A 20,329-nucleotide genomic window follows, 5' to 3' on the forward strand; every position below is an offset into this window, starting at 1 on the left:
TAACCAATAGTGACTATCGAAAGCAAAAAGCCCTACCAAGTCGGTAGGGCTGATTGTAGATATCGACTATCAAGGTGAGGAAAATTTTCCCACAACCTTTACAGCTACTTAACGCTCATTAATCTGCGTGACCGGTACTTGCTCAACATTGGCCTCTTTCGTAATGGTCTGTTCAGTGACCACGCCGACGGCAGCGTCTGTTTTGCCATCGTTATTGACATCGACAACAGCTGTTGGGTTAAAAGTTGCTTTCTCTATTGGCTGTGCCTGCTTAATTGCTTGCGCTTCTTGTGCAGAAGCCACGCGAGCAGAGCTGACAGCTTCGATAGCATCGGCTGCTTTTGCTTTATTGCTATTGGCCGGTAGATTGACCAATTGCACCAAGTTTTTATGCGGTACAGGAATGACCGTTGGTACATCAAGGTTGGCACCGCCACCTAGCACTTGGTAGAGCTCAACTTGGCTGATAATTTTTTGTAGCTCTAAGTCCAAGATACCTTGCTGCGTTGAGAATAGCGAACGCTGCGCATCGAGTACATCTAGGTAGTTGGCAATACCCGCTTTAAAGCGCGCATCGGCAATCTGATACGTTTGTTCAAAGTTGTCTTGCAGACGGTACTGCGCGGCCAACTGGTCGCCCAATGTCGCGCGTGTCGCTAGGACGTCCGATACTTCACGGAAAGCGGTTTGAATAGAGCGCTCGTAGTTTGCCAGCGTCTGTTCGCGCTCAATTTTCGCCACATCATAATTGGCATCTAAACGGCCCGCATCAAAAATAGGCACGCTAATACTTGGACCAAATGACCAGCCAACCGAACCACTCTTAAATAAATCATCCAAACTGCCACTACTCACACCCACGCTACTGGCTAAGCTAATAGATGGGAAGTAAGAGGCGCGCGCCACTTCAATATTGGCACCAGCGGCTTTTAGACTGTACTCTGCTTCCAATACATCAGGGCGATAGCGCAGCAATTCACTTGGTAAGCCGGCGCTAAATATCTGCTGGCTTGTGATATTGCTGACCGCAGGTGCTGGAATAAGATTGGTTGGAATGGGTCCACCGACCAAAAACTGCAGCGCATTACGCGATCTTAAAATACTGCTTTGCGCCTGTAAAACGGCAAGTCTGGCATTCTCTAGTGACGCACTGGCTTGCAAAGACGGCAGTTTGGGATCTATACCCGCTTCAAAGCGTTTATCAGCGATAAATAGAGACTTCTCACGGCTTTCGACCGTCGCTTCAGCCAGTTTTAACTGCGCAAGGCTATAGCTCAAATTGGCATAGCTTTGAGCGATATTACTAATCAAGCTGATTTGGGTGGTGTCTTTCGCTGCGGTAGTCGCTAAAAAGTTCTGTAACGCCTGCTCTTTTAAGCTGGCGATTTTACCCCAAAAGTCTAACTCATAGTTGGCCAAGCCAAGATTGACATTATATGAGCTGTTAGGGTTTTTATCCGTTCTGTTTTGCGCTTGGCGCGTATAACCACCGCTACCATCAATTCTAGGCAGGTCATTGAGATCAGTAATTTGATACTGCGCACGTGCTTTTTCAATCGCTAAGCGGGCGCTTTCAAAGTCTTTGTTGTTCTCTAAACCTAGGGCAATCAGACCTTTTAGGCGCTCGTCGCTATAGAAATTCTGCCAGCGTTGACCGGCGATACTTGGCTGATCAGCGCTACTCACGGTTTCTTTATCAAACGCGCCATAAGTTTGTCCGATAGGGATATTCGGCTCAGCAAGGACAGGGCGCATATCCGCTTTTGGAATGGTATTACAAGCCGCCATGCTTAACGCTAAAGCAGTCAAGCCGATTAGACGACCGCCATTTTTGCGCAGTACTGCAAGCGCCGGTTGCGCAGTGGTAGCAATGTTTGCTACCACTGCTGAGCTTAAGGTAATGTTTTTTTGAGCACTCATTGTGTATTATCTCCAAGGCTTACAGGCTGATAACTCTCAGAAGGCATTGGGTCAGAAGGCGTTGGGTTTTGCGGGCCAGGTGTGCCGTCATTGCCATCATCTCTATCGTTTGGTTTGTTGTTCTCATATTTATGCGGGAACATACTACGTACCCAAATATAGAACATCGGAATAAAGAAGATACCTAAGATAGTCGCGGTGACAACACCACCAACCACACTAGTACCGATGGCGTTTTGACTGCCCGAGCCCGGACCTGTGGCGATGAATAATGGCACAACACCGAGTCCAAAGGCAAGTGAGGTCATAATAATCGGACGCAGACGTTGACGCGCCGCTGTCATGACCGCCTCTTTTAGACTATAGCCTTCTTCTTGGTGTTCTTTTGCAAACTCAATAATCAAGATGGCGTTTTTGGCCGATAGACCAACCACCGTCAGTAGACCAACTTGCAAGTAAATATCGTTATTAAAGCCGCGTAGCCAAGTAAATATCACCGCACCTAGCACCCCAAGTGGGATAACCAATAGGACAGAGAAGGGGATAGACCAGCTTTCATACAAGGCGGCTAGACATAAGAATACCACTAAGATTGACAGTGCATAAAGCATCGGCGCTTGGGCACCTGACTTTTGCTCTTCAAGTGACATACCTGTCCACTCATAGCCAACACCTTCAGGCATCTTCTCCATTATGGCTTCCATGGAGCTCATTGCTTCACCCGTACTTAAACCGGGCGCGGCACTACCTTGAATATTCATCGACGGTAAGCTGTTATAACGGGTCAGACGCGGAGAGCCTGATTGCCATTCGCTACTAGAGAAAGCATCGAATGAAATCATATCACCGGTATCGTTACGGACAAACCATTTACCGATATCATCAGGATTGGTACGGCTGCTTGGCTCACCTTGGACAAACACACGCTTAATACGACCGCGGTCGACGAAGTCGTTGATATAGCTTGAACCCCAAGCGGTAGAGATGACGCTATTGATATTACCCAATGACAAACCATAAGCAGCAGCTTGTTCTTGGTTGATATTAATTTTTAACTGTGGTGCATCTTCTTGACCGTTCGGACGAACGCCTGCGACTTTGTCATTTTGCGCCGCCATACCGAGGAGCATATTACGAGCTTCAAGTAGCCCATCATGCCCAAGGTTGCCGGTGTCCTGAATCATTAAATCAAAACCACTGGCGTTACCAAGTTCGGTAATCGCGGGCGGTACAATCGCAAATACTTGGGCTTCATTTAACTGGGTAAAGAAGTAACCCATGGCACGATCGGCCACCGCTTTTGCGGTGTTTTCTGCACCGGGACGATCAGCCCAGTCAGATAAACGTACGAATGCCAGTCCCATATTTTGCCCTTGTCCGGCAAAACTGAAACCTGCAATGGTAAAGACAGAGGCAATATTATCGCCTTCTTGGGTATCATAATAATTACTGACTTTATCGAGTACATCTTGCGTTTCATCCAGCGTCGCACCAGCAGGAAGCTGAACTAAGGTAAACATAATACCTTGGTCTTCTTCTGGTAAGAACGAGCCGGGGATACGTAAGAATACCACTGCCATAATACCGATGATGGCAGCATAGCCGATTAAGTATAACCATTTAAAGCGGAAGCTTTTACCAACCGAGTTTTCATAGCTACGGCTGACTTTATAAAAAGAGCGGTTAAACCAACCAAAGAAGCCTTTTTTCTCTTCTGTCGAGGCTTTGTCATGGCTTTTGCTACGTTTGAGCAAGGTCACACACAGAGCAGGGGTAAAGATAAGCGCGACCAATGCCGATAAGACCATGGCAGTAATCAAGGTGATTGAGAACTGACGATAAATCACACCAGTTGAACCACCAAAGAAGGCCATCGGTACGAATACCGCTGATAGAATCAAGGCAATACCGATAACGATTTTACTAATCTCGCGCATCGATTGTAGGGTAGCGTCTTTAATGGAGATATGAGGGTCTTCCTCCAAAATACGCTCGACGTTTTCTACCACCACAATGGCGTCATCGACCAGTAGACCAATGGACAGTACCATGGCAAACATGGTTAAGACGTTGATACTAAAGCCTGCAATATAGAGTACCGCAAAGGTACCTAATAAAACCACAGGAACGGCAAGGGTCGGAATGATGGTCGCACGCCAGTTCTGTAAGAAAATGAACATGACGATAAATACCAAGACAATTGCTTCAATCAGCGTCTTGACCACTTGCTCGATAGACAAACGTACAAACGGCGTGGTGTCATAAGGGACTACTGATACCAGACCCGCTGGGAAGTTTGCTTCCAGCTCGGCCATACGTGCGCCAACCGCTTCGCGAGTTTCCAGCGCGTTTGCACCACCGGCCAATGAGATACCCAGACCGGCTGCTTCATTACCGTTATATAGTGAAATAACACTATAGTTTTCACTACCAATTTCAACTTTTGCAACATCACCTAAGCGAACTTTTGCGCCAGAGGTATCGGTTTTTAAGAGAATGTTTTCAAATTCTTCAGGGGTTTGTAGATAGCTTTGCACCGTCACGGTAGCGTTGATAACCTGTTGATCGGTATCAGCAGGCGCTTGTCCTAGCTGACCGGCAGACACTTGCGCGTTTTGCGAGCGTACAGCGTTCACCACATCAGATGGCACCATGTTATAGCTACGCAACAGAGAAGGGTCAAGCCAGATACGCATCGCATAAGCCGAACCAAACACCTGCACTTCACCCACACCTTCAACACGGCTTAACTGGTCAACAACGTTTGAGTTGATATAATCGGCGATATCTGCGCGATCCATGCTGCCGTCTTCAGAAATAAAACCTTGCACCATTAAAAAGCTGCTAGAGGATTTATTGACGTTGACGCCTTGACGCTGTACCGACTCAGGTAATGAGCTCATGGCGGCTTGAAGTTTATTCTGTACCTGTACCTGTGCGGTATCAGAATCAGTACCGTTTTCAAAGGTCAAGGTTACTGATGCGCCACCGTTTGACGAGCTTGACGATGACATATACATCAGACCATCAAGACCCTTCATACGTTGTTCAATAATCTGCACAACGGAATCTTCAACGGTTTGAGCGTTGGCACCAGGATAGCTTGCGCTAACCGAAATCGTTGGTGGTGCAATACGTGGATACTGCTCAATCGGCAAGTTAATGACCGATATCACCCCGATGAGCATGACCAAAATAGCCATCACCCATGCAAAAATAGGGCGATTAATAAAAAAACGTGACATAGTATATCCCTAGTCTTCCTATCTTTGAATGGAATTAGTTAGCGGTAGATTCTGCAGGTTTTTTAGCAGCGGCATCTTTACTAGCTGGCTTATCCATCGCTTTTGCAGCTTGCTGCGGCGTTTGGGCAGTAGGTGCACCTGGCTTAGCAGGGGCTGCATTGGCATCTGGTAATGGTTTGGCGACCACCTCTTGCTCAGGCTTCACTTTTGCACCGCCGATAACCACCACTTTATCCCCTGCTTGTAGGCCGTCTGTGATGACCCATTGCCCTTGATAGGTACCATTAATAGTGACAGGACGTACTTGAACTTTATTGTTCTCATCAACGATGTAAACTTGGGTTTCACTCTTAGATGTACGCATCACGGCACTTTGCGGTACCAAGGCGGCATTGGTAATGACGCTTTGGGTTAAGCGGGCGCTGACATACATACCAGGCAATAAGATATTGTTTTTATTAGAGAAGACCGCGCGTAAGGTCACCGCACCGGTTGATTCATCAACTTTTGCTTCTGATAATGCAAGCTCGCCACGTACCGGATACGTTGAGCCGTCCTCTAATACCAACTCAACCGAATTCATACCCGCCTGTGCTTTACCAGCAGAAATTTGCTGGCGTAGTTTAAGCAGCTCAGAGGATGACTGGCTGATATCGACATAGATAGGATCTAAGCGCGAGATAGTCACTAAAGGATCTGGTTGTCCGGCGCTAACCAAGGTACCAGCAGTAACGCTAGAGCGGTCAGTACGACCTGCGAGCGGTGCCCGTACGATAGTACGGTTGAGATCTAGTGTACTGGCTTGTAAGTTTGCTTTTGCTGTTTGGATACCAGCTTTAGCGCTCTCAATACCAGCTTCGGTTTGCCCAATCGCCGCACGCGCGCTTTCGACTGCTGCTTGTGCGGTGCGAACTTGGGTAACCGCTTGGTCGTATTGCTGCTTTGAGATGGCGTCAATTTCGATCAAGCCTTGCAAGCGATTTAAGTCATTTTGCGCTTGCGATAAAGACGCTTGGCGACTGACCAGCTCAGCTTTGGCATTGGCGTTGTTTGCTAACGCCGTCTGATAATTGGCTTCAGCTTGTTGAATGGCCGCCTGCCCACTGGTGATAGACGTCGCGTAGTTGTCGGTATTGATACGGTATAAAGGTTGGTCTTTTTTGACGTTGCTGCCTTCGCGGAACAACACCTCGTCAATAATTCCGTTTACCTGTGGGCGAACGTCGGCGGTTTGGTAAGCGGCGGTACGTCCAGCAAAGGTTTGTACTTGCGGTACGGTATCTAGAGTGACAGTCTGAACGTTGACGACGGCAGGTGGCATCTGCTGCTGCGCCGCTGCCCCAGCTGCGTCCTCATTTTTATCACAGCCGACCAATACAGCGCCAGATAGTACAGATGCTATTACAAGCGCAAGAGTAGAGTGCTTCATCAATGTCCTCGGCAATATAAATATCATATAATAATTACAGTTTAAAAAGTTTAGGGATAAATCTTAACGAAGTAAATATGAAACGTAATATGTCTTTACCGCTGTTAGAGTTCATTACTAAATAGATAATATAATAACTAAACAAAGAACAATCGGCTAAGCAGATTTAAAGTAATGCATGATTATAAACTATAGGGTATACCCCACAGTCAAGATGCAAAAAAACCTTCATCTACCTTGTGATAAGCTCATTTCTCAATAAAAATCTAACAACCATTGATAATACAAGCGTAACCTTCTAAATACTTTGTAAGATTGGTAATGAATACAGCGCCAAAATATTGTTAAATTTTGTTTTTTTAAATACGATTCAGAGATAGTAGCAAGAAAACCATATAAAAATACAGTAGAAAATGGCATGTACAGAAAAACGGTGTTTTAGCAATACTTAAGTGTGAACGCTAAAATTTCAGGGAAAAATAAGAGCAATTGAACGAAGAAAGTGATGGGTAATGAGAAAACTGCGTGTATAGCAACCTTGTTTTCTCATTTTATTTATTTTTTATTATAAAGTAAAACTTAACTAAAAATTAAATAGTCACATACTTTTTTATTGATGCCTAAACATTTAAGCATCAATAATATTTTTAAGCATCTATAATATAATAGGCTAGCAATATTTACACTAACCGCGCGCTAGCAAGCTCAGTCAGCTGATATAGCCCTTGACGGTAGCGGTTATCAGGTAAGCTGCTTAGCGCTTGCTGTGCCAGTTTGGTTTCTTCCAAAGCACGCTTTTTACAGTATTCAAGCGAACCTGACTGACGGACGAGCTCGATAAGCTGCTCAGCGTTTGGCGTTTTACCCGTTTGCACCGCAAGGCGTAATTGCTCATAGCCTGCTTTATCGCTGTCTTTTAATAATTCAAGCGCCTTGATGGTTGGCAGCGTAGGTTTGCCTTCTGCCAAATCATCACCCAAATTCTTGCCCATCACTTCACTATCGCCACTGTAGTCGAGTACATCATCGACGATTTGAAAAGCGTTACCGAAGTGTTGACCAAAATCAGCCAATGCTTGCAGATGCTCCGTTCTATTTTGCAAGATAGCCGCGCCTTGGGTCGCCATCATAAATAAGCGTGAGGTTTTGCCATCAATGATATTTAGGTAGTCTTGTTCAGTGGCTGCAGGGTTATGCTGATGCTGTAGCTGTAAGACTTCGCCCTCGGCGATATCACAAGTACCATCGGAGAATACCTGCAATAACGGCAAGCTTTGAAAACCAACCAACAAGTTAAAAGCGCGGGCGATTAAATAGTCGCCGACCAGCACAGCAGTGGCGTTGTCCCAAGTAGCATTAGCCGTTGGTTTGCCTCGGCGTTGACCTGACTCATCAATCACATCATCATGTACCAAGGTTGCCGTATGCAGCATCTCAGTAATCGCCGCCAGATGCATCGCTTGCTGCGATGGCTCGTCGTTAAACATGCGCGCGCACAATAAGGTAATCAGCGGGCGCATACGTTTGCCGCCAGCATTAATCACATGCTGCGAAACGCTCATCACCAATTGGACTTTAGAATTCAAGCTGCCAAAGACTTGCTTATCCATAATCTCAAAATCGTTAGCAACGATACTTTGGATATCAGCATAGCTTAGCGTATCGGCAGAGCTTGGCGTACTGGTTAGAACGTTTAATGGCGTGGTTGAGGTTGCGGCGGCGTTCGATAAAGAATTACTGGTCATAATGAGTCGTCATACCAATGAAAAAAATGAAAAAAATGAAAAATGAGTTTAGATAGCGGTCTATTTATAATAATGCTTGCAGCAAATAATAGTTAGGCTAGCGTTTGACGCATAATAGCATAGCTGTTTAGGTCAATGGTTGATTTAAGTATAGCAGAAAGTAAGTTAGGACTTTTAATATAGCGACGTGTTGTCCTTTTGATTTCTATCATTTTTAAAAGTTAACTGGTTAGATTTTTTTAATGAGCCACTTATATTAGCAATATTTTATTAATAATAATCGTTAATAAGGTTTATATTTACAAAAAACTGTAAGTTACTGATTATATAAGCTATAATAGCGGCTGTTGGATTTTAACCCATTCGCGTTTGATATAGTGTATCTACATAGAGCGGTTTATCTTAATATCGGTAGTCACTACCTTTGCCAGTGAAATCTATCGCTTTTTTAGAGACGTATATCAATCGCTATGATTGTTATTACCACCTTGCAAAAACAAGAGGCGCGGCTTGCTTTTATGAGCAAAAAGCCGTAAAATCTTGCCTTTAATTTTTCCCTGTCGTGTTCGTTATTGAAGCGTTGATATAATATCAGCCACGGCACACGGGTTAAACGGAGTCAGACAATGTACGCAGTAATCAAAACTGGTGGTAAACAGCACCGTGTTGTGGTCGATGAGCTTTTAAAAGTTGAATTACTAAAAGCAGAAAAAGGCGAAACAATCAAATTTGAAGACGTATTGATGGTTGTTGACGGTGAAACTGTCAAAATCGGTCAACCTATCGTTGAAGGCGCTAGCGTAGAAGTTGAAGTAGTTGAGCATGGTCGCGGCGAAAAAATCCGTATCATCAAACACAACCGTCGTAAGCATTATCACAAAGAGCAAGGTCACCGCCAATGGTATACCTTGTTAAAAATCAAAGCGATTAATGCCTAATTATTCACTTAGCAATTACTGCTAAATAGCGCACTAAATGCTTAAGAGTTGTCGCATTAGCGATAAGTCACATTAACAAGGAGATTTTCTCATGGCACATAAAAAAGCTGCCGGTTCGAGCCGTAACGGTCGTGATTCAAACCCAAAAATGCTAGGCGTTAAAATCTTTGGTGGCCAAGCTATCACAGCTGGTAACATCATCGTACGTCAACGTGGTACAGAATTCCACGCAGGCGAAGGCGTTGGCATGGGTCGTGACCATACTTTATTTGCATTAAATGACGGTGTGGTAAAGTTTGCGACCAAAGGTAAATTCAACCGCCGTTATGTTATGGTTGAAAGCGCATAGTTGCCCATCTAGGTTATGTAGTTATTAACTAACATAATCCGATGACTAAAAAAGCCCTTATTACCCTTTGGTAGTAAGGGCTTTTTTATGGCGCTCATTTACATGAAAAACAGCTAAAGTAAAGAATAAACAACGCTATATGCCGTGTAACTCTGTTGGTTACAAGCGCGTATGGCAACGGTAGTAATGATTGCAAATCATGACTAGGCGCGTAATAAAAAAACTGGCACACTGTCTGCATTGTTTACTGACGTCGTTTTTTTGGCACGAGATAAGCACTTATTGAAAACAAAAATTTTAATTAACACGTATTATTTTTATGCTATTTTGCATTTGAGAGAGGATTTATAATGACTGTATTATCAAAAAAAACCACTTTAAAACAAAAATTGATGGGCGGCGCTTTAACGGGCGTATTGATGACATCGCTTGGGGTGGCAGCGCCGATGGTAGCATTGACCCAAACGGCAAGCGCTGCTCCTGCGGATAATTTAACGGCCGCTAAACGCTTAAATAAGCTGTTAAGCAACACCAAAAGCATGACCGCTAACTTTAGTCAAACCACCAAAGGCGCGAATAGCGGTACTTTTAGCGGTACCATGAGTGTTCAGCGTCCAAATAACTTTCGCTGGGAGACCAAATCACCGTCAGAGCAGCTTATTGTAGCGAATGGCAGCTCAATGTGGGTTTATGACAAAGACTTGGAACAAGCGACCAAGCAAAATGTCGATAGCCAGGTAGGTAACACGCCAGCGTTATTGTTATCAGGCGACCCAAGCAAGATTGATAAAAACTTTAAAATCACCCAGCCTTATGCCAATAAAAACTACTATGTGCTCTATCCAAAATCAGATAGCGCCAGCTTTAAGAGCTTATCGATGAGCTTTAGTGGTGGCAAACCTGTGATGATGGTGCTGAATGATACGCTAGGACAAATCACGACGATTAAGTTTAGCGGTATTAAAATGAACCCAAGTATCAATAGCAGTCAGTTTAAATTCACGCCGCCAAAGGGCGTTGATATTATTAATCAATAATTCTTTTACGGATTGAGCCTATAAAAAAAGGACACGCTTATAAAGCCTGTCCTTTTTTATTGCTATAAGTCCAAGATATACAGATTTTATACCAATTCCACAAAATAATATACAATATAATCACCTCAAAAACATAATAGAATCATATGCCGGAAAAGACCCCTAGAAATCATAAACTCACAGACCACGATTTTCTGCAATTGTCTAAAACAGAAGGCAATGCCAGAGCTAGAATCAGACTGCTCATGCTGCATCAACTGAGTCAAGGTCATCCTATAGCGACCGTAGCAGAGAACTTTGGCTATAACCCTAGAAGCGTCTATACCATAAGAAGGAAATACTGGTTGCATGGTATCACTAGTGTCTATGACTCATCTGGCAGAGGCAGAAAGAGTCTTTTAGCAGAACAAGACATAGAACCATTCAAACAAGCGATAGTAGAAGCTCAGCAGCAAAGAGGTGGTGGCAGGCTCACCGCAAAAGACATCGCACAAATCGCCAAGGAACAATTTAACGCCAACTATACCCCTAAAGCGATCTACCCTCTCATGAAACGTATTGGTATGAGCTGGATATCTGCGCGTAGTCAGCATCCTAAGGCGGATCCTAAAGTCATGGAGGCATATAAAAAAACTTCCTTGAGCATGTAAAGCAAGTTCTACCTGATGGTGTTGATATCAAGCAAGTTGATATATGGTTTCAGGATGAAACACGTATTGGCCAACAAGGCGCTATCACAAGGGTGTGGCACTATAAAGGACAAAGACCCCGAGTAGTCAGGCAACAGCAGTTTGAATCGACTTATCTGTTTGGTGCCTTTAATCCGGCGACAGGTGAGAGTGTTGGACTTGTTCTACCTTATGTGAATAAGCAAGCCATGGCATTGCATATGGAGGAAATTAGTAAAGCTGTTCCTGAAGGTCGGCATGCCGTGGTGGTCATGGATGGAGCGTTATGGCACCAACCAAGTTTGGATCAAGACAATGTGACCATGCTTAAATTGCCTCCCTACTCACCTGAGCTTAACCCTGCTGAACAGGTGTGGCAGTACCTTAAACAGCATTGGTTATCTAATCGCTGTTTTGAGAGTTATGATGCGATTGTCAATGCGGCATGTGACGCTTGGAATGCACTGTGTAATGAGACTAACTTAATTAGGTCTATCACTCAGCGGGAGTGGTATGATTTGAGTGTTATTTTTTAGAATTGGTATTACTTTAATCAATAGGAAATAACGACTTGGTACTAAGACAAAGCTTTGATGGCTTCCATATCGGGCAGTGGCGGTAGCTCATCTAAATTGGTCAATCCAAACGCATCTAAAAATTGCGCTGTGGTATGTAGCAATGCAGGGCGTCCCAAGGTTTCTTTATAACCTTTCTCTTCAATCCAGCCTTTATCAAACAGTTGACGCAAGATATTACTTGATAGCGTCACACCGCGCACGTGCTCGATATCACTACGGGTCACCGGCTGCTTATAGGCGATGACACTCAAGGTTTCAAGCAGGGCTTGGCTCAGGCGCTCTTGACGCTGAGGAAAGACACGCTGGATTAATGCACTATAGTCGTCGGCAACTTGCAGTCGATAGCCGCTAGCCGTTTCATGTAAGGTCAGCACACCAGTATCCAAACGTTGTTGTAATAGCGCTAACGCTTGCGTAAGCTCTTTAGTGTTTAATGACAGATATTTTTTTAAAATACTGGCAGTCAGGGGCGCTTCTGAAGCGTGCAGGAGTACTTCGATATGCTTGCTGATTTCTTCTAAATCTTGATTTTGCCTATCTGTCATTGCACGTATTCTCTGTTAAAACCATTAAGCTAGCCACTGTAACGTTAATTGTCCTATATGGCGGTCTGCTGCGGTTTCATTATGGGCAGCTGACTGGCTTTCTGGCTTATTATTCACGACACCAACCAACTGCCGTTTCATTAGCTCAAGTACCGCGACAAAACTGACTACGACGCCTATCTTACCTTGGGATTTATCCAGTAGCTCATAAAACGAGCGTGCACCATCCGTGCTTAGTTGTCTGCTAATACTAGCGATGCGATCAGAAAGAGGCACGGCATCAACTTTGATATTATGCATTTGATAGTCGGGCTGTAACTGCATTTTAAATAAGCTATCAATCAAAAGGTTTGGCGAATAATTGGGCAGTTCGGCATTCATAACGTCTAGACTTGGCACACTGACCAGCGCCAAAAATACATCGCGCTCGAGACGTACCAGATTGTCCAAACGTTGACTGGCCACTTTGATTTGCGCATATTCTTCAAGGCGTTCAATCAGCTCAGCTTTTGGGTCGCGCTCATCGCTTGGCGTTTCAGGCCTTGGTAGTAGCAGCTCGGTTTTAATGGCAATCAAGGTCGACGCCATCAGCAGATAGTCACCGGCCAATTCAAAATGCTCGGTATCTAGCTCACTAATATAAGCCAAATACTGCTCAGTAATCGGCAATATCGGCATTTGGGTGAGATCGACATTATTCTTTTTGACCAGATATAATAAAAAATCTAAGGGTCCAGCAAATTGCTCAAGCCAAATGGCAAAGGCTTGCGGTGGTACATAGAGATCTTCTGGTAGATGCTGCACTGGCGTCTGATAAATACGCAGCGCCATATCATTATTGATTGAAATACGATGTTTGCCATTGTTATCCATAAACTTAGCGTTTTTATGCAGGCTTACGGAAAACGCGGCTTTTGGTAAAGCCGCTGTTTCATTTTTCAATACTGTCTGCACCTTTAGCATCCGCCCTGATTACTGTGAGTAAAAGTAATCAAAGACTTACTTAAGCTTAGCAAGGGGGCGAATACCAATAGCGCGGCGCGTCTTATCGAGCTGTTTACGGCTATGGCGACGGGCTTTTTCTGCGCCCATTTGTAAGATTTCTTCTAGCTCTTTTGGATTGGCCATCAGTTCCTCATAACGAGCACGGAATGGGGCAATCTCGCTATTGATTTTATCAAACAATGCTTGCTTGGCATCGCCCCAGCCAATACCAGCTGCATATTGATCACGCATATCAGCAATCTCCGCAGGCGTTGCAAAGGCTTTATAAATCTCAAAAAGGGCAGAATCATCAGGGTCTTTCGGTTCAGCAGGCAGTTGTGAGTTGGTGACAATCTTCATGATGGCTTTATGCATTTGCTTTTCAGGACTGACTTGTGGATTAGGGTCACCGAATAGAGGAATGGTGTTGCCATAGCTCTTACTCATTTTGCGACCATCAAGTCCTGTCAATAGCGGGATATCTTCATCAACAACCGCTGATGGTAGCGTAAAGAGAGGTTTATAACGATGGTTAAATGTACCAGCGATATCACGTGCCATCTCGATATGCTGTACTTGGTCACGACCGACGGGTACATGAGTCGCATTAAACATCAAGATATCGGCCGCCATCAGCACTGGATAGCCAAATAGACCCATATTGATCCCTTGATCTGGATCAACGTCGGCTTTTTCGGTATTGATATCGACAGCCGCTTTATAAGCGTGCGCGCGGTTCATCAGCCCTTTGGCGCATGAGCAATTTAAAATCCATGCAAGCTCTGGAATCTCTGGCACATCAGATTGACGATAAAAGGTCACACGTTCAGGGTCAAGACCACAGGCAATCCATGTCGCGGCAATGATTTTGGTCGATTCATGAATGACAGCAGGGTCATAACAGCCGATAATGCCATGATAATCGGCCAAAAAGAAAAAAGCCTCATCATCACTGTCTTGAATCGATTGAATGGCTGGGCGAATGGCGCCAACGTAATTACCTAAATGAGGAATGCCCGTCGGTTTGATGCCGGTTAGGATACGTTTACTTTCTTGTTTAGAACTGTCTACAGCTGTGTCAGTTTGAGTACTCATGAAAAATCCGTTATTTTATTTCTCACATCGTTATTTATGCAGGTGAGTTATTGATATGAGTGAGTTATTAAAATAGATAAGTTATCGAGGTAAATAATAGAGCTGATAAAATATCAGCTGCAAAGTATAGCAAATTTCGCAGCTATTTTTTGGGGAATCAAAACCTACTTATAAATATCGGTACGACCGTTAGGGCTGTTTTTAAAGCGACGATGGAACCACATCCATTGGGTCGGATCGATACGAATCAAGCCTTCTAGCACCTCGTTAATGCGGGTCGCGTCGGCAACCTCGTCATCGCTCGGATAGTTCTCTAGCTCTGGCGTAATGGTCAAATGATAATGCGGACGTTTGCCCTTTGGTAGGTTATCAGGCGTTTGCCGATAAGTATGCAGGGCCATGATTGCCGGTGGGTTTTGCTTGTCACCCAATTTTGCCATCCGCCGAGAAGCAGTAATAGTAGCAGCGGGCACACCAAAGAACGGCGCCATGACACCTTGCTTAAGACCATAATCTTGGTCAGGTGAGTACCAAATCACATGTTTAGCTTTAATAGAATTAACAAGACTACGCATGTCACGGCTGGCAATCTGCTTGCCAAAAATCTTAGTACGTCCGTTATAAATGAACCAATCAAGAAGCGGATTGTTTTGCGGGCGGTACATACAATCGGTGGCAAAAAACTGCGTGCAGAGCATGCCGCCAAGATCGAGCATCGTATAATGGGCCCCAAGTAAAATCACAGGTCGACCTTGGTTTTGGGCATTCACTAGGTGCTGTAAGCCCGAGATAGAAACCGTACGGGTAAAAATATTAGGACGATACCAAGCGCATAAGGTCTCGAACACCCCAATACCTTGATTGACAAAAACTTGCTTTGCCATCAGTTCGCGCTCAGCTTCGGGCTTTTCTGGAAAAGCCAATCTTAAATTAATTAAGGTATCACGTCTGCGCGAGCCGGCTAGTTTATAGATTGAAATACCCAGTTTACGACCCAACCAAAATTGCCAACGCAGTGGCAGATATATCATCGGCATGATAATTGCCAATAACAGCCAGATACCCCAATACTTTGGTAATAAAAACTGCCACTGAAAGGGTTTCTTTTCTGCTTGCGCCGTTTGCTTATGCGTTTGCGTAATTGTAGGCATGCCAGCAGGAATGGCGGGCGACTTAACCATTTCACTCTGTTTATTATGCTTACCTGTAGGCGGCGGCATATCCGTTTTTGATGGGTTACTAGGATCGTATTGTTCGGGGGCTTTCATAATGAGCACAGTGTAATAAAAGTTATTATTATGATGGGGGAGCACGGCTAAGTTTGCAAGCAGGATTTAATAAACTAACGACAACGAGAGCTAAGGACTTTAAACTATTAGGCATTTAAACAATATAGTCAAAATATCCTAAAAACACTACGGTACTGCTGATATCAATTTTTTGTAGCCTCTGTCTGCGCAGGCACAGCAAGCAAGAAAAATGGATATCAGCAGTGCGTGATGTATCGATATTACTTTTCACTCACTATAGAGTTAAAACAGCAGCGCTAAAAAATAGCCATAAAAAAACCTTATAAACTGAGACCAGCTTATAAGGTTTTGCAAATCTACTCTTTTGCTTAATACTGCTGCAGCGACTCTGAGAAAAAGAAGGCAGTCGTAAAAAGAGAAGAGATAGCTTTGATTAACGTTTTGAGAATTGTGGACGTTTACGTGCTTTACGTAGACCCAATTTCTTACGTTCAACTTGACGTGAGTCACGAGTAACAAAGCCAGCTGCTTTTAGAGCAGGTTTGTTGGCTTCGTCAAGCTCAATCAATGCACGCGTGATGCCGTGACGGATTGCGCCCGCTTGACCACTGATACCGCCACCTTTTACAGTGATGTATAGGTCATAAGCAGTAGGTGATTCAAGTAGTTCTAAAGGCTGACGAACAACCATGCGCGATGTTTCGCGGCTGAAGTACTCATCAAGTGGTTTGCCGTTAACAACGATGCTACCAGTACCTTTCGCTAAAAAGACACGAGCGGTAGAAGTTTTGCGACGACCAGTTCCGTAATTGCGTTCCATAAGTATATCCTTAGATGTCTAGTTCTTTAGGTTGCTGAGCTTCATGTGGATGTTCTGTACCCGCATATAGTTTCAGCTTTTTGATCATCGCGTAGCCAAGAGGACCTTTTGGAAGCATACCCTTAACCGCTTTATGTAGAACATCTTCAGGCTTATGTGCAATCAGCTTGGTGAAGTTGGTTTCTTTAATACCACCTGGGTAACCACTGTGACGATAGTACTTTTTGTCTTGCGCTTTTTTGCCCGTTACCGCGATTTTTTCTGCGTTGATAACAACGATAAAATCACCAGTATCTACGTGCGGCGTGTAACAAGTCTTGTGCTTGCCACGTAAGCGACTAGCGATTTCAGTAGCTAAGCGACCAAGGGTTTTGCCGTCAGCATCTACGACATACCAGTCATGGGTCACTTCAGCTGGTTTTGCACTAAGTGTTTTCATGATAAAACCTTAAAATTAGAATTCGTTGAGAGTTTAGCTGGGAACGGGGCTCTCAAAAAACAGACTGCACATTATAAGCAGTAGCGCCTACGCTTGCAAGCTGCATTGGGGTTTATTTTCGCCTTATATACATTAAACTGCAGCGTTGGCCAGTTTTTTAGCGGTTTTAAACATTTTCAAAATTTGTTAATGGCTTTTATTAACCTGACAATTATGACGCTGAAAGCTGATAAAGTCCAGCGACAACTTGCCCAACTTTGGTCTGTTTTAAGCATTCAAAACGTATTAGGCTTTGCGCTATATCTGCTAGCGGCTCAGCGCTTTCGTTAATACTTGCTACCAATTGGTCCAGTTGCAGGGTTAAATCTTTATCCGCCTCTAAATAAATCAGCGTTTCTGTGTTGATTAAAGACTGTTTAATAAGTGCTGTCAAAATCGGCTGCCATAAATCTTGCGCATACGGCGGGTCGATAAAGACGATATCAAAATGCCGCTGTATCGTTTGGTTTTGCGTCAGTACCTGCTCGGCGGTGCCTTGAATAATCTGATAGTTACTGGCATCTAAGCGTAATTGCTCGGCGCTTTGGCGCAGCATAGTGACTTGCGCTGAACTTACTTCAATAAAGGTTGTATGAGCCGCGCCACGTGATAAGGCTTCAAAGCCTAAAACGCCGCTACCAGCGCAGCTATCAAGTACTTTGGCGTCATGAATATCGGCAATCAACCAATTAAACAAGGTCTCGCGCAGGCGGTCAGGAGTCGGGCGCAAACCTTCGGCATCGATAAAGCTGACGATACGGCGTTTATACTGCCCGCCGATGATACGTACGTCTCCCGCTACTGCGTTTTTTGCTTTATGATTTTTCTTTTGTTCGCGACCATTTGAGAGTTTCTTCATAGTGTCTCTTATCTACAGCTTTTTATTCGGTGCATTTCGTTTTATATATTTTATTCAGATGTGGCTGCGTTCTCGGCACCTTGCGCCTCGGCTTTTTCCGCTAGCGCTTGCTCTTTATCACGTAAGGCGTCGCGCATGGCCTTTTCAAAAGCCTTTTGGCGTTTGATGGCCCTTAGTTCATCGGCGGTTGGCGGCAAAATAGGGTCGGTTTTACGCTGCAGCATCCAATAATCAAATAAGGCGCGACCAATAGGCGCTGCAACGGCACTACCGCCGCCGCCATTTTCGACCAGTACTGAAAGGGCGATTTCTGGCTCTTCTACAGGCGCGAAACCATTAAACCAAGCATGATCCCAGTGACGTTTATCGAGTGCCGCTTTATTATAGCTTTTACCTTGAGCGATAGATTTGACCTGCGCCGTTCCGGTTTTACCAGCGATGCGATAGCGCGGTGTATAAATGCCACGCGCTGTACCTGCCTTAACCGTTTGTTCCATCGCATCGTGCATACGCGTCCAATCTGACGGTTTACCATTGTAGTCAATTTTGCCATCAGGCTTGCTAATCACGTTAACGGCCGCCGCGCCATCGCTGCTTTTTAATAAATGCGGGGTGATGTGATAACCCTTGTTGGCGGTCATGGCGGTGGCATTGGCAATCTGTAATGGCGTGGCTAAAAAATACCCTTGGCCGATACTGACAGAGATGGTTTCACCTGGTAACCAACCTTTATCATAGGTGTCTTTTTTCCATTTTGGTGACGGCATAACGCCTGATTTTTCATTGGGTAAGTCAATACCGGTCTGCTCACCAAAACCAAAGCGCACCATCCAGTCATGAAGGCGCTGAATCCCCATCTCATACGCCAACTTATAATAATAGGTATCTACCGACATCATGATGGATTTCTTTAAATCTACCGTGCCGTGACCACCGCGTTTCCAGTCGCGAAAACGATGCGAATCGCCGGGTAGACTGAAATAACCCGGGTCATAAATGGTCGTTTCCCAATCTCGTAGGCCGTAATGAATACCGCCCAAACCCTCAAAAGGTTTAATGGTTGAGCCGGGCGGATACGTCCCTTGTAGCGCGCGGTTATAAAGGGGTTGATCGACATCATCACGCAGAGCGCCGTAGTCCTTAAAAGAGATACCCGAAATAAAAGGATTGGGATCGTAGCTTGGGTTACTAACAAAAGCCAAAACATCGCCGTTTTTTGGGTCGATAGCGACGATCGCGCCGCGGCGACCATCAAGCTGCTGCTGCGCAATGGTTTGCAAGCCATAATCTAGACTAAGCGTGATGTCATTGCCCGCAATGGGCGCTTTGGTATCAAGTTGACGTAGAATATTGCCATGAGCATCGGTCTCTACTGACTGATAACCGGGCTGTCCGAGCAAGATATCTTCATAAAAATCTTCAATACCAATTTTACCAATAAGATCAGTACCTGCGTAGCGATCCTTATTAATTTGCTTGGATTCTTTATCGTTAATACGTCCGACATAGCCAATCACATGGGCAAATAGCTCATCGTAAGGGTACGAGCGCGTGAGTTTACTCTGAATACTGATGCCACGAAAAAAAGGCTGACGTTCACTAAACTGCGCCAATTGCGCTTCGGTCAAATCAATTTTGATTGTCACTGGGTCATTTTTGGTTTTGCTAACGCGGGCCAAAATATCGGTAATGTCTTTTTCGGTAAGATCAAAAATGGGCGCGAGCAGATTTAGCGTGCGCTCTGGATCTTCGACTTCGTCAGGGCTGAGCATAGCGGTAAATACGGGCTGATTGTCAGCGAGAATCACACCGTTACGGTCGTAAATATAACCGCGACTGGGCGGCGCAGAGATGAGCTTGATGCGATTGTTATCGGCTTGGGTAGTGTACTTATCATGAGCATACACTTGCAGATAACCGTACCGCGCGATCAAACCCAACAAGCCCACAAACATAAACAGTCCAAGGATAATAATGCGGCTGGTAAAAATACGATTGACCTGTTCAGTATCGGACGCGAGCGGTTTGTTCATATAAAGTCAGTACCCAGACGATCAGTAAAACGGTCGTTGATAAAGTGATGGTTGATTAAGCACAGATAAATAAAGCCAAGAAAGATACAGTCATTTTTTTGTTTATCTAAAGCGGGGTGAGCATAAAGGATAAGACAAAGTATTTCAATAACATAGCGCGATGATTTATCAATAAAAAGGTCAAATAATTTACTTACCGTCTTCAGCTAGCCAGTAGCATTAAGCAACCGCAAATTATAACAGAACAAACACTTGCGCGCAGTAGGCAGTCGTCTATTTTGTGAGGATCGTTATTGCCATGATCGACAGTGTTCTTTAGCCATTTTTAACATCATTAAATGATAGTAAAGGTTTAG

At 44.5% G+C, this 20,329-nt stretch carries 17 protein-coding genes; 5 read left to right on the plus strand and 12 right to left on the minus strand.

Annotation, left to right across the window (positions count from 1 at the left end):
- Positions 1–108: 108 nt before the first annotated feature.
- The 4 genes from CXF58_RS09705 to CXF58_RS09720 form a co-directional block, all read right to left on the minus strand.
- Positions 109–1,920 (minus strand): efflux transporter outer membrane subunit, encoded by a 1,812-nt coding sequence (locus tag CXF58_RS09705; RefSeq protein ID WP_102077363.1) that lies wholly within the window; start codon positions 1,918–1,920, stop codon positions 109–111.
- Positions 1,917–5,165 (minus strand): efflux RND transporter permease subunit, encoded by a 3,249-nt coding sequence (locus CXF58_RS09710; RefSeq protein ID WP_102077364.1) that lies wholly within the window; start codon positions 5,163–5,165, stop codon positions 1,917–1,919. Before CXF58_RS09710 ends, CXF58_RS09705 begins: the two co-directional genes overlap by 4 nt.
- 34 nt (positions 5,166–5,199) lie before the next feature.
- Complete coding sequence (locus tag CXF58_RS09715; protein ID WP_102077365.1) at positions 5,200–6,594, minus strand: efflux RND transporter periplasmic adaptor subunit; 1,395 nt, start codon at positions 6,592–6,594, stop codon at positions 5,200–5,202.
- Between the two features lie 680 nt (positions 6,595–7,274).
- Positions 7,275–8,204 carry a polyprenyl synthetase family protein gene (locus CXF58_RS09720; RefSeq protein ID WP_219621729.1) on the minus strand — a complete coding sequence of 310 codons (930 nt, stop codon included), beginning with the start codon at positions 8,202–8,204 and terminating at the stop codon, positions 7,275–7,277.
- A gap of 761 nt (positions 8,205–8,965) precedes the next feature.
- Between CXF58_RS09720 and rplU the strand changes: the two genes are divergently transcribed.
- The 5 genes from rplU to CXF58_RS09745 all read left to right on the plus strand — a co-directional run bounded on the left by rplU (position 8,966) and on the right by CXF58_RS09745 (position 11,867).
- A complete protein-coding gene (rplU, locus tag CXF58_RS09725; RefSeq protein ID WP_025652795.1) occupies positions 8,966–9,277 on the plus strand; it encodes a 50S ribosomal protein L21 in 312 nt (103 codons plus the stop codon).
- A gap of 91 nt (positions 9,278–9,368) precedes the next feature.
- The gene (gene rpmA, locus CXF58_RS09730) at positions 9,369–9,626 is read left to right on the plus strand and encodes a 50S ribosomal protein L27 (RefSeq protein WP_055123782.1); all 258 of its coding nucleotides are present in this window, start codon (positions 9,369–9,371) and stop codon (positions 9,624–9,626) included.
- A gap of 350 nt (positions 9,627–9,976) precedes the next feature.
- Positions 9,977–10,663 (plus strand): outer membrane lipoprotein periplasmic chaperone LolA, encoded by a 687-nt coding sequence (gene lolA / locus CXF58_RS09735; protein WP_102077366.1) that lies wholly within the window; start codon positions 9,977–9,979, stop codon positions 10,661–10,663.
- 146 nt (positions 10,664–10,809) lie between these two features.
- Entirely contained in the window at positions 10,810–11,313 is a 504-nt protein-coding gene (locus CXF58_RS09740; protein ID WP_102077367.1) for a winged helix-turn-helix domain-containing protein, read from the plus strand.
- 41 nt (positions 11,314–11,354) lie between these two features.
- Positions 11,355–11,867 carry an IS630 family transposase gene (locus CXF58_RS09745; protein WP_323807199.1) on the plus strand — a complete coding sequence of 171 codons (513 nt, stop codon included), beginning with the start codon at positions 11,355–11,357 and terminating at the stop codon, positions 11,865–11,867.
- Between the two features lie 41 nt (positions 11,868–11,908).
- Here the strand turns inward: CXF58_RS09745 and scpB are convergent, their stop codons facing one another.
- From scpB to mrdA, 8 genes are all read right to left on the minus strand, one after another.
- Positions 11,909–12,454 (minus strand): SMC-Scp complex subunit ScpB, encoded by a 546-nt coding sequence (gene scpB, locus CXF58_RS09750; protein ID WP_102077369.1) that lies wholly within the window; start codon positions 12,452–12,454, stop codon positions 11,909–11,911.
- Positions 12,455–12,478: 24 nt separating this feature from the next.
- Entirely contained in the window at positions 12,479–13,327 is an 849-nt protein-coding gene (locus CXF58_RS09755) for a segregation and condensation protein A (protein WP_102077387.1), read from the minus strand.
- A gap of 126 nt (positions 13,328–13,453) precedes the next feature.
- Entirely contained in the window at positions 13,454–14,533 is a 1,080-nt protein-coding gene (locus CXF58_RS09760; protein ID WP_068406074.1) for a tryptophan--tRNA ligase, read from the minus strand.
- A gap of 164 nt (positions 14,534–14,697) precedes the next feature.
- The gene (locus CXF58_RS09765; protein WP_068406077.1) at positions 14,698–15,801 is read right to left on the minus strand and encodes an LpxL/LpxP family acyltransferase; all 1,104 of its coding nucleotides are present in this window, start codon (positions 15,799–15,801) and stop codon (positions 14,698–14,700) included.
- 415 nt (positions 15,802–16,216) lie between these two features.
- The gene (gene rpsI / locus CXF58_RS09770; RefSeq protein ID WP_068407462.1) at positions 16,217–16,603 is read right to left on the minus strand and encodes a 30S ribosomal protein S9; all 387 of its coding nucleotides are present in this window, start codon (positions 16,601–16,603) and stop codon (positions 16,217–16,219) included.
- A gap of 10 nt (positions 16,604–16,613) precedes the next feature.
- A complete protein-coding gene (gene rplM / locus CXF58_RS09775; RefSeq protein WP_068407459.1) occupies positions 16,614–17,042 on the minus strand; it encodes a 50S ribosomal protein L13 in 429 nt (142 codons plus the stop codon).
- A gap of 211 nt (positions 17,043–17,253) precedes the next feature.
- Positions 17,254–17,940: a 16S rRNA (guanine(966)-N(2))-methyltransferase RsmD gene (gene rsmD / locus CXF58_RS09780; protein WP_068407456.1), complete on the minus strand. Its 687-nt coding sequence runs from the start codon at positions 17,938–17,940 to the stop codon at positions 17,254–17,256.
- Positions 17,941–17,990: 50 nt separating this feature from the next.
- Complete coding sequence (gene mrdA, locus CXF58_RS09785) at positions 17,991–19,973, minus strand: penicillin-binding protein 2 (protein ID WP_068407453.1); 1,983 nt, start codon at positions 19,971–19,973, stop codon at positions 17,991–17,993.
- Between the last annotated feature and the right edge of the window lie 356 nt (positions 19,974–20,329).

The sequence above is a fragment of the Psychrobacter sp. Sarcosine-02u-2 genome (genome assembly GCF_002836335.1).
GTDB classification, from domain to species: Bacteria; Pseudomonadota; Gammaproteobacteria; order Pseudomonadales; family Moraxellaceae; genus Psychrobacter; species Psychrobacter faecalis.

Excerpts from the sequence above, each read along its gene's own strand:
- CXF58_RS09705 (WP_102077363.1), bottom strand. The coding sequence starts at position 1,920 with ATGAGTGCTCAAAAAAACATTACCTTAAGCTCAGCAGTGGTAGCAAAC.
- CXF58_RS09710 (WP_102077364.1), bottom strand. The coding sequence starts at position 5,165 with ATGTCACGTTTTTTTATTAATCGCCCTATTTTTGCATGGGTGATGGCT.
- CXF58_RS09715 (WP_102077365.1), bottom strand. The coding sequence starts at position 6,594 with ATGAAGCACTCTACTCTTGCGCTTGTAATAGCATCTGTACTATCTGGC.
- CXF58_RS09720 (WP_219621729.1), bottom strand. The coding sequence starts at position 8,204 with ATGGATAAGCAAGTCTTTGGCAGCTTGAATTCTAAAGTCCAATTGGTG.
- rplU (WP_025652795.1), top strand. The coding sequence starts at position 8,966 with ATGTACGCAGTAATCAAAACTGGTGGTAAACAGCACCGTGTTGTGGTC.
- rpmA (WP_055123782.1), top strand. The coding sequence starts at position 9,369 with ATGGCACATAAAAAAGCTGCCGGTTCGAGCCGTAACGGTCGTGATTCA.
- lolA (WP_102077366.1), top strand. The coding sequence starts at position 9,977 with ATGACTGTATTATCAAAAAAAACCACTTTAAAACAAAAATTGATGGGC.
- CXF58_RS09740 (WP_102077367.1), top strand. The coding sequence starts at position 10,810 with ATGCCGGAAAAGACCCCTAGAAATCATAAACTCACAGACCACGATTTT.
- scpB (WP_102077369.1), bottom strand. The coding sequence starts at position 12,454 with ATGACAGATAGGCAAAATCAAGATTTAGAAGAAATCAGCAAGCATATC.
- CXF58_RS09755 (WP_102077387.1), bottom strand. The coding sequence starts at position 13,327 with ATGGATAACAATGGCAAACATCGTATTTCAATCAATAATGATATGGCG.
- CXF58_RS09760 (WP_068406074.1), bottom strand. The coding sequence starts at position 14,533 with ATGAGTACTCAAACTGACACAGCTGTAGACAGTTCTAAACAAGAAAGT.
- CXF58_RS09765 (WP_068406077.1), bottom strand. The coding sequence starts at position 15,801 with ATGAAAGCCCCCGAACAATACGATCCTAGTAACCCATCAAAAACGGAT.
- rpsI (WP_068407462.1), bottom strand. The coding sequence starts at position 16,603 with ATGGAACGCAATTACGGAACTGGTCGTCGCAAAACTTCTACCGCTCGT.
- rplM (WP_068407459.1), bottom strand. The coding sequence starts at position 17,042 with ATGAAAACACTTAGTGCAAAACCAGCTGAAGTGACCCATGACTGGTAT.
- rsmD (WP_068407456.1), bottom strand. The coding sequence starts at position 17,940 with ATGAAGAAACTCTCAAATGGTCGCGAACAAAAGAAAAATCATAAAGCA.
- mrdA (WP_068407453.1), bottom strand. The coding sequence starts at position 19,973 with ATGAACAAACCGCTCGCGTCCGATACTGAACAGGTCAATCGTATTTTT.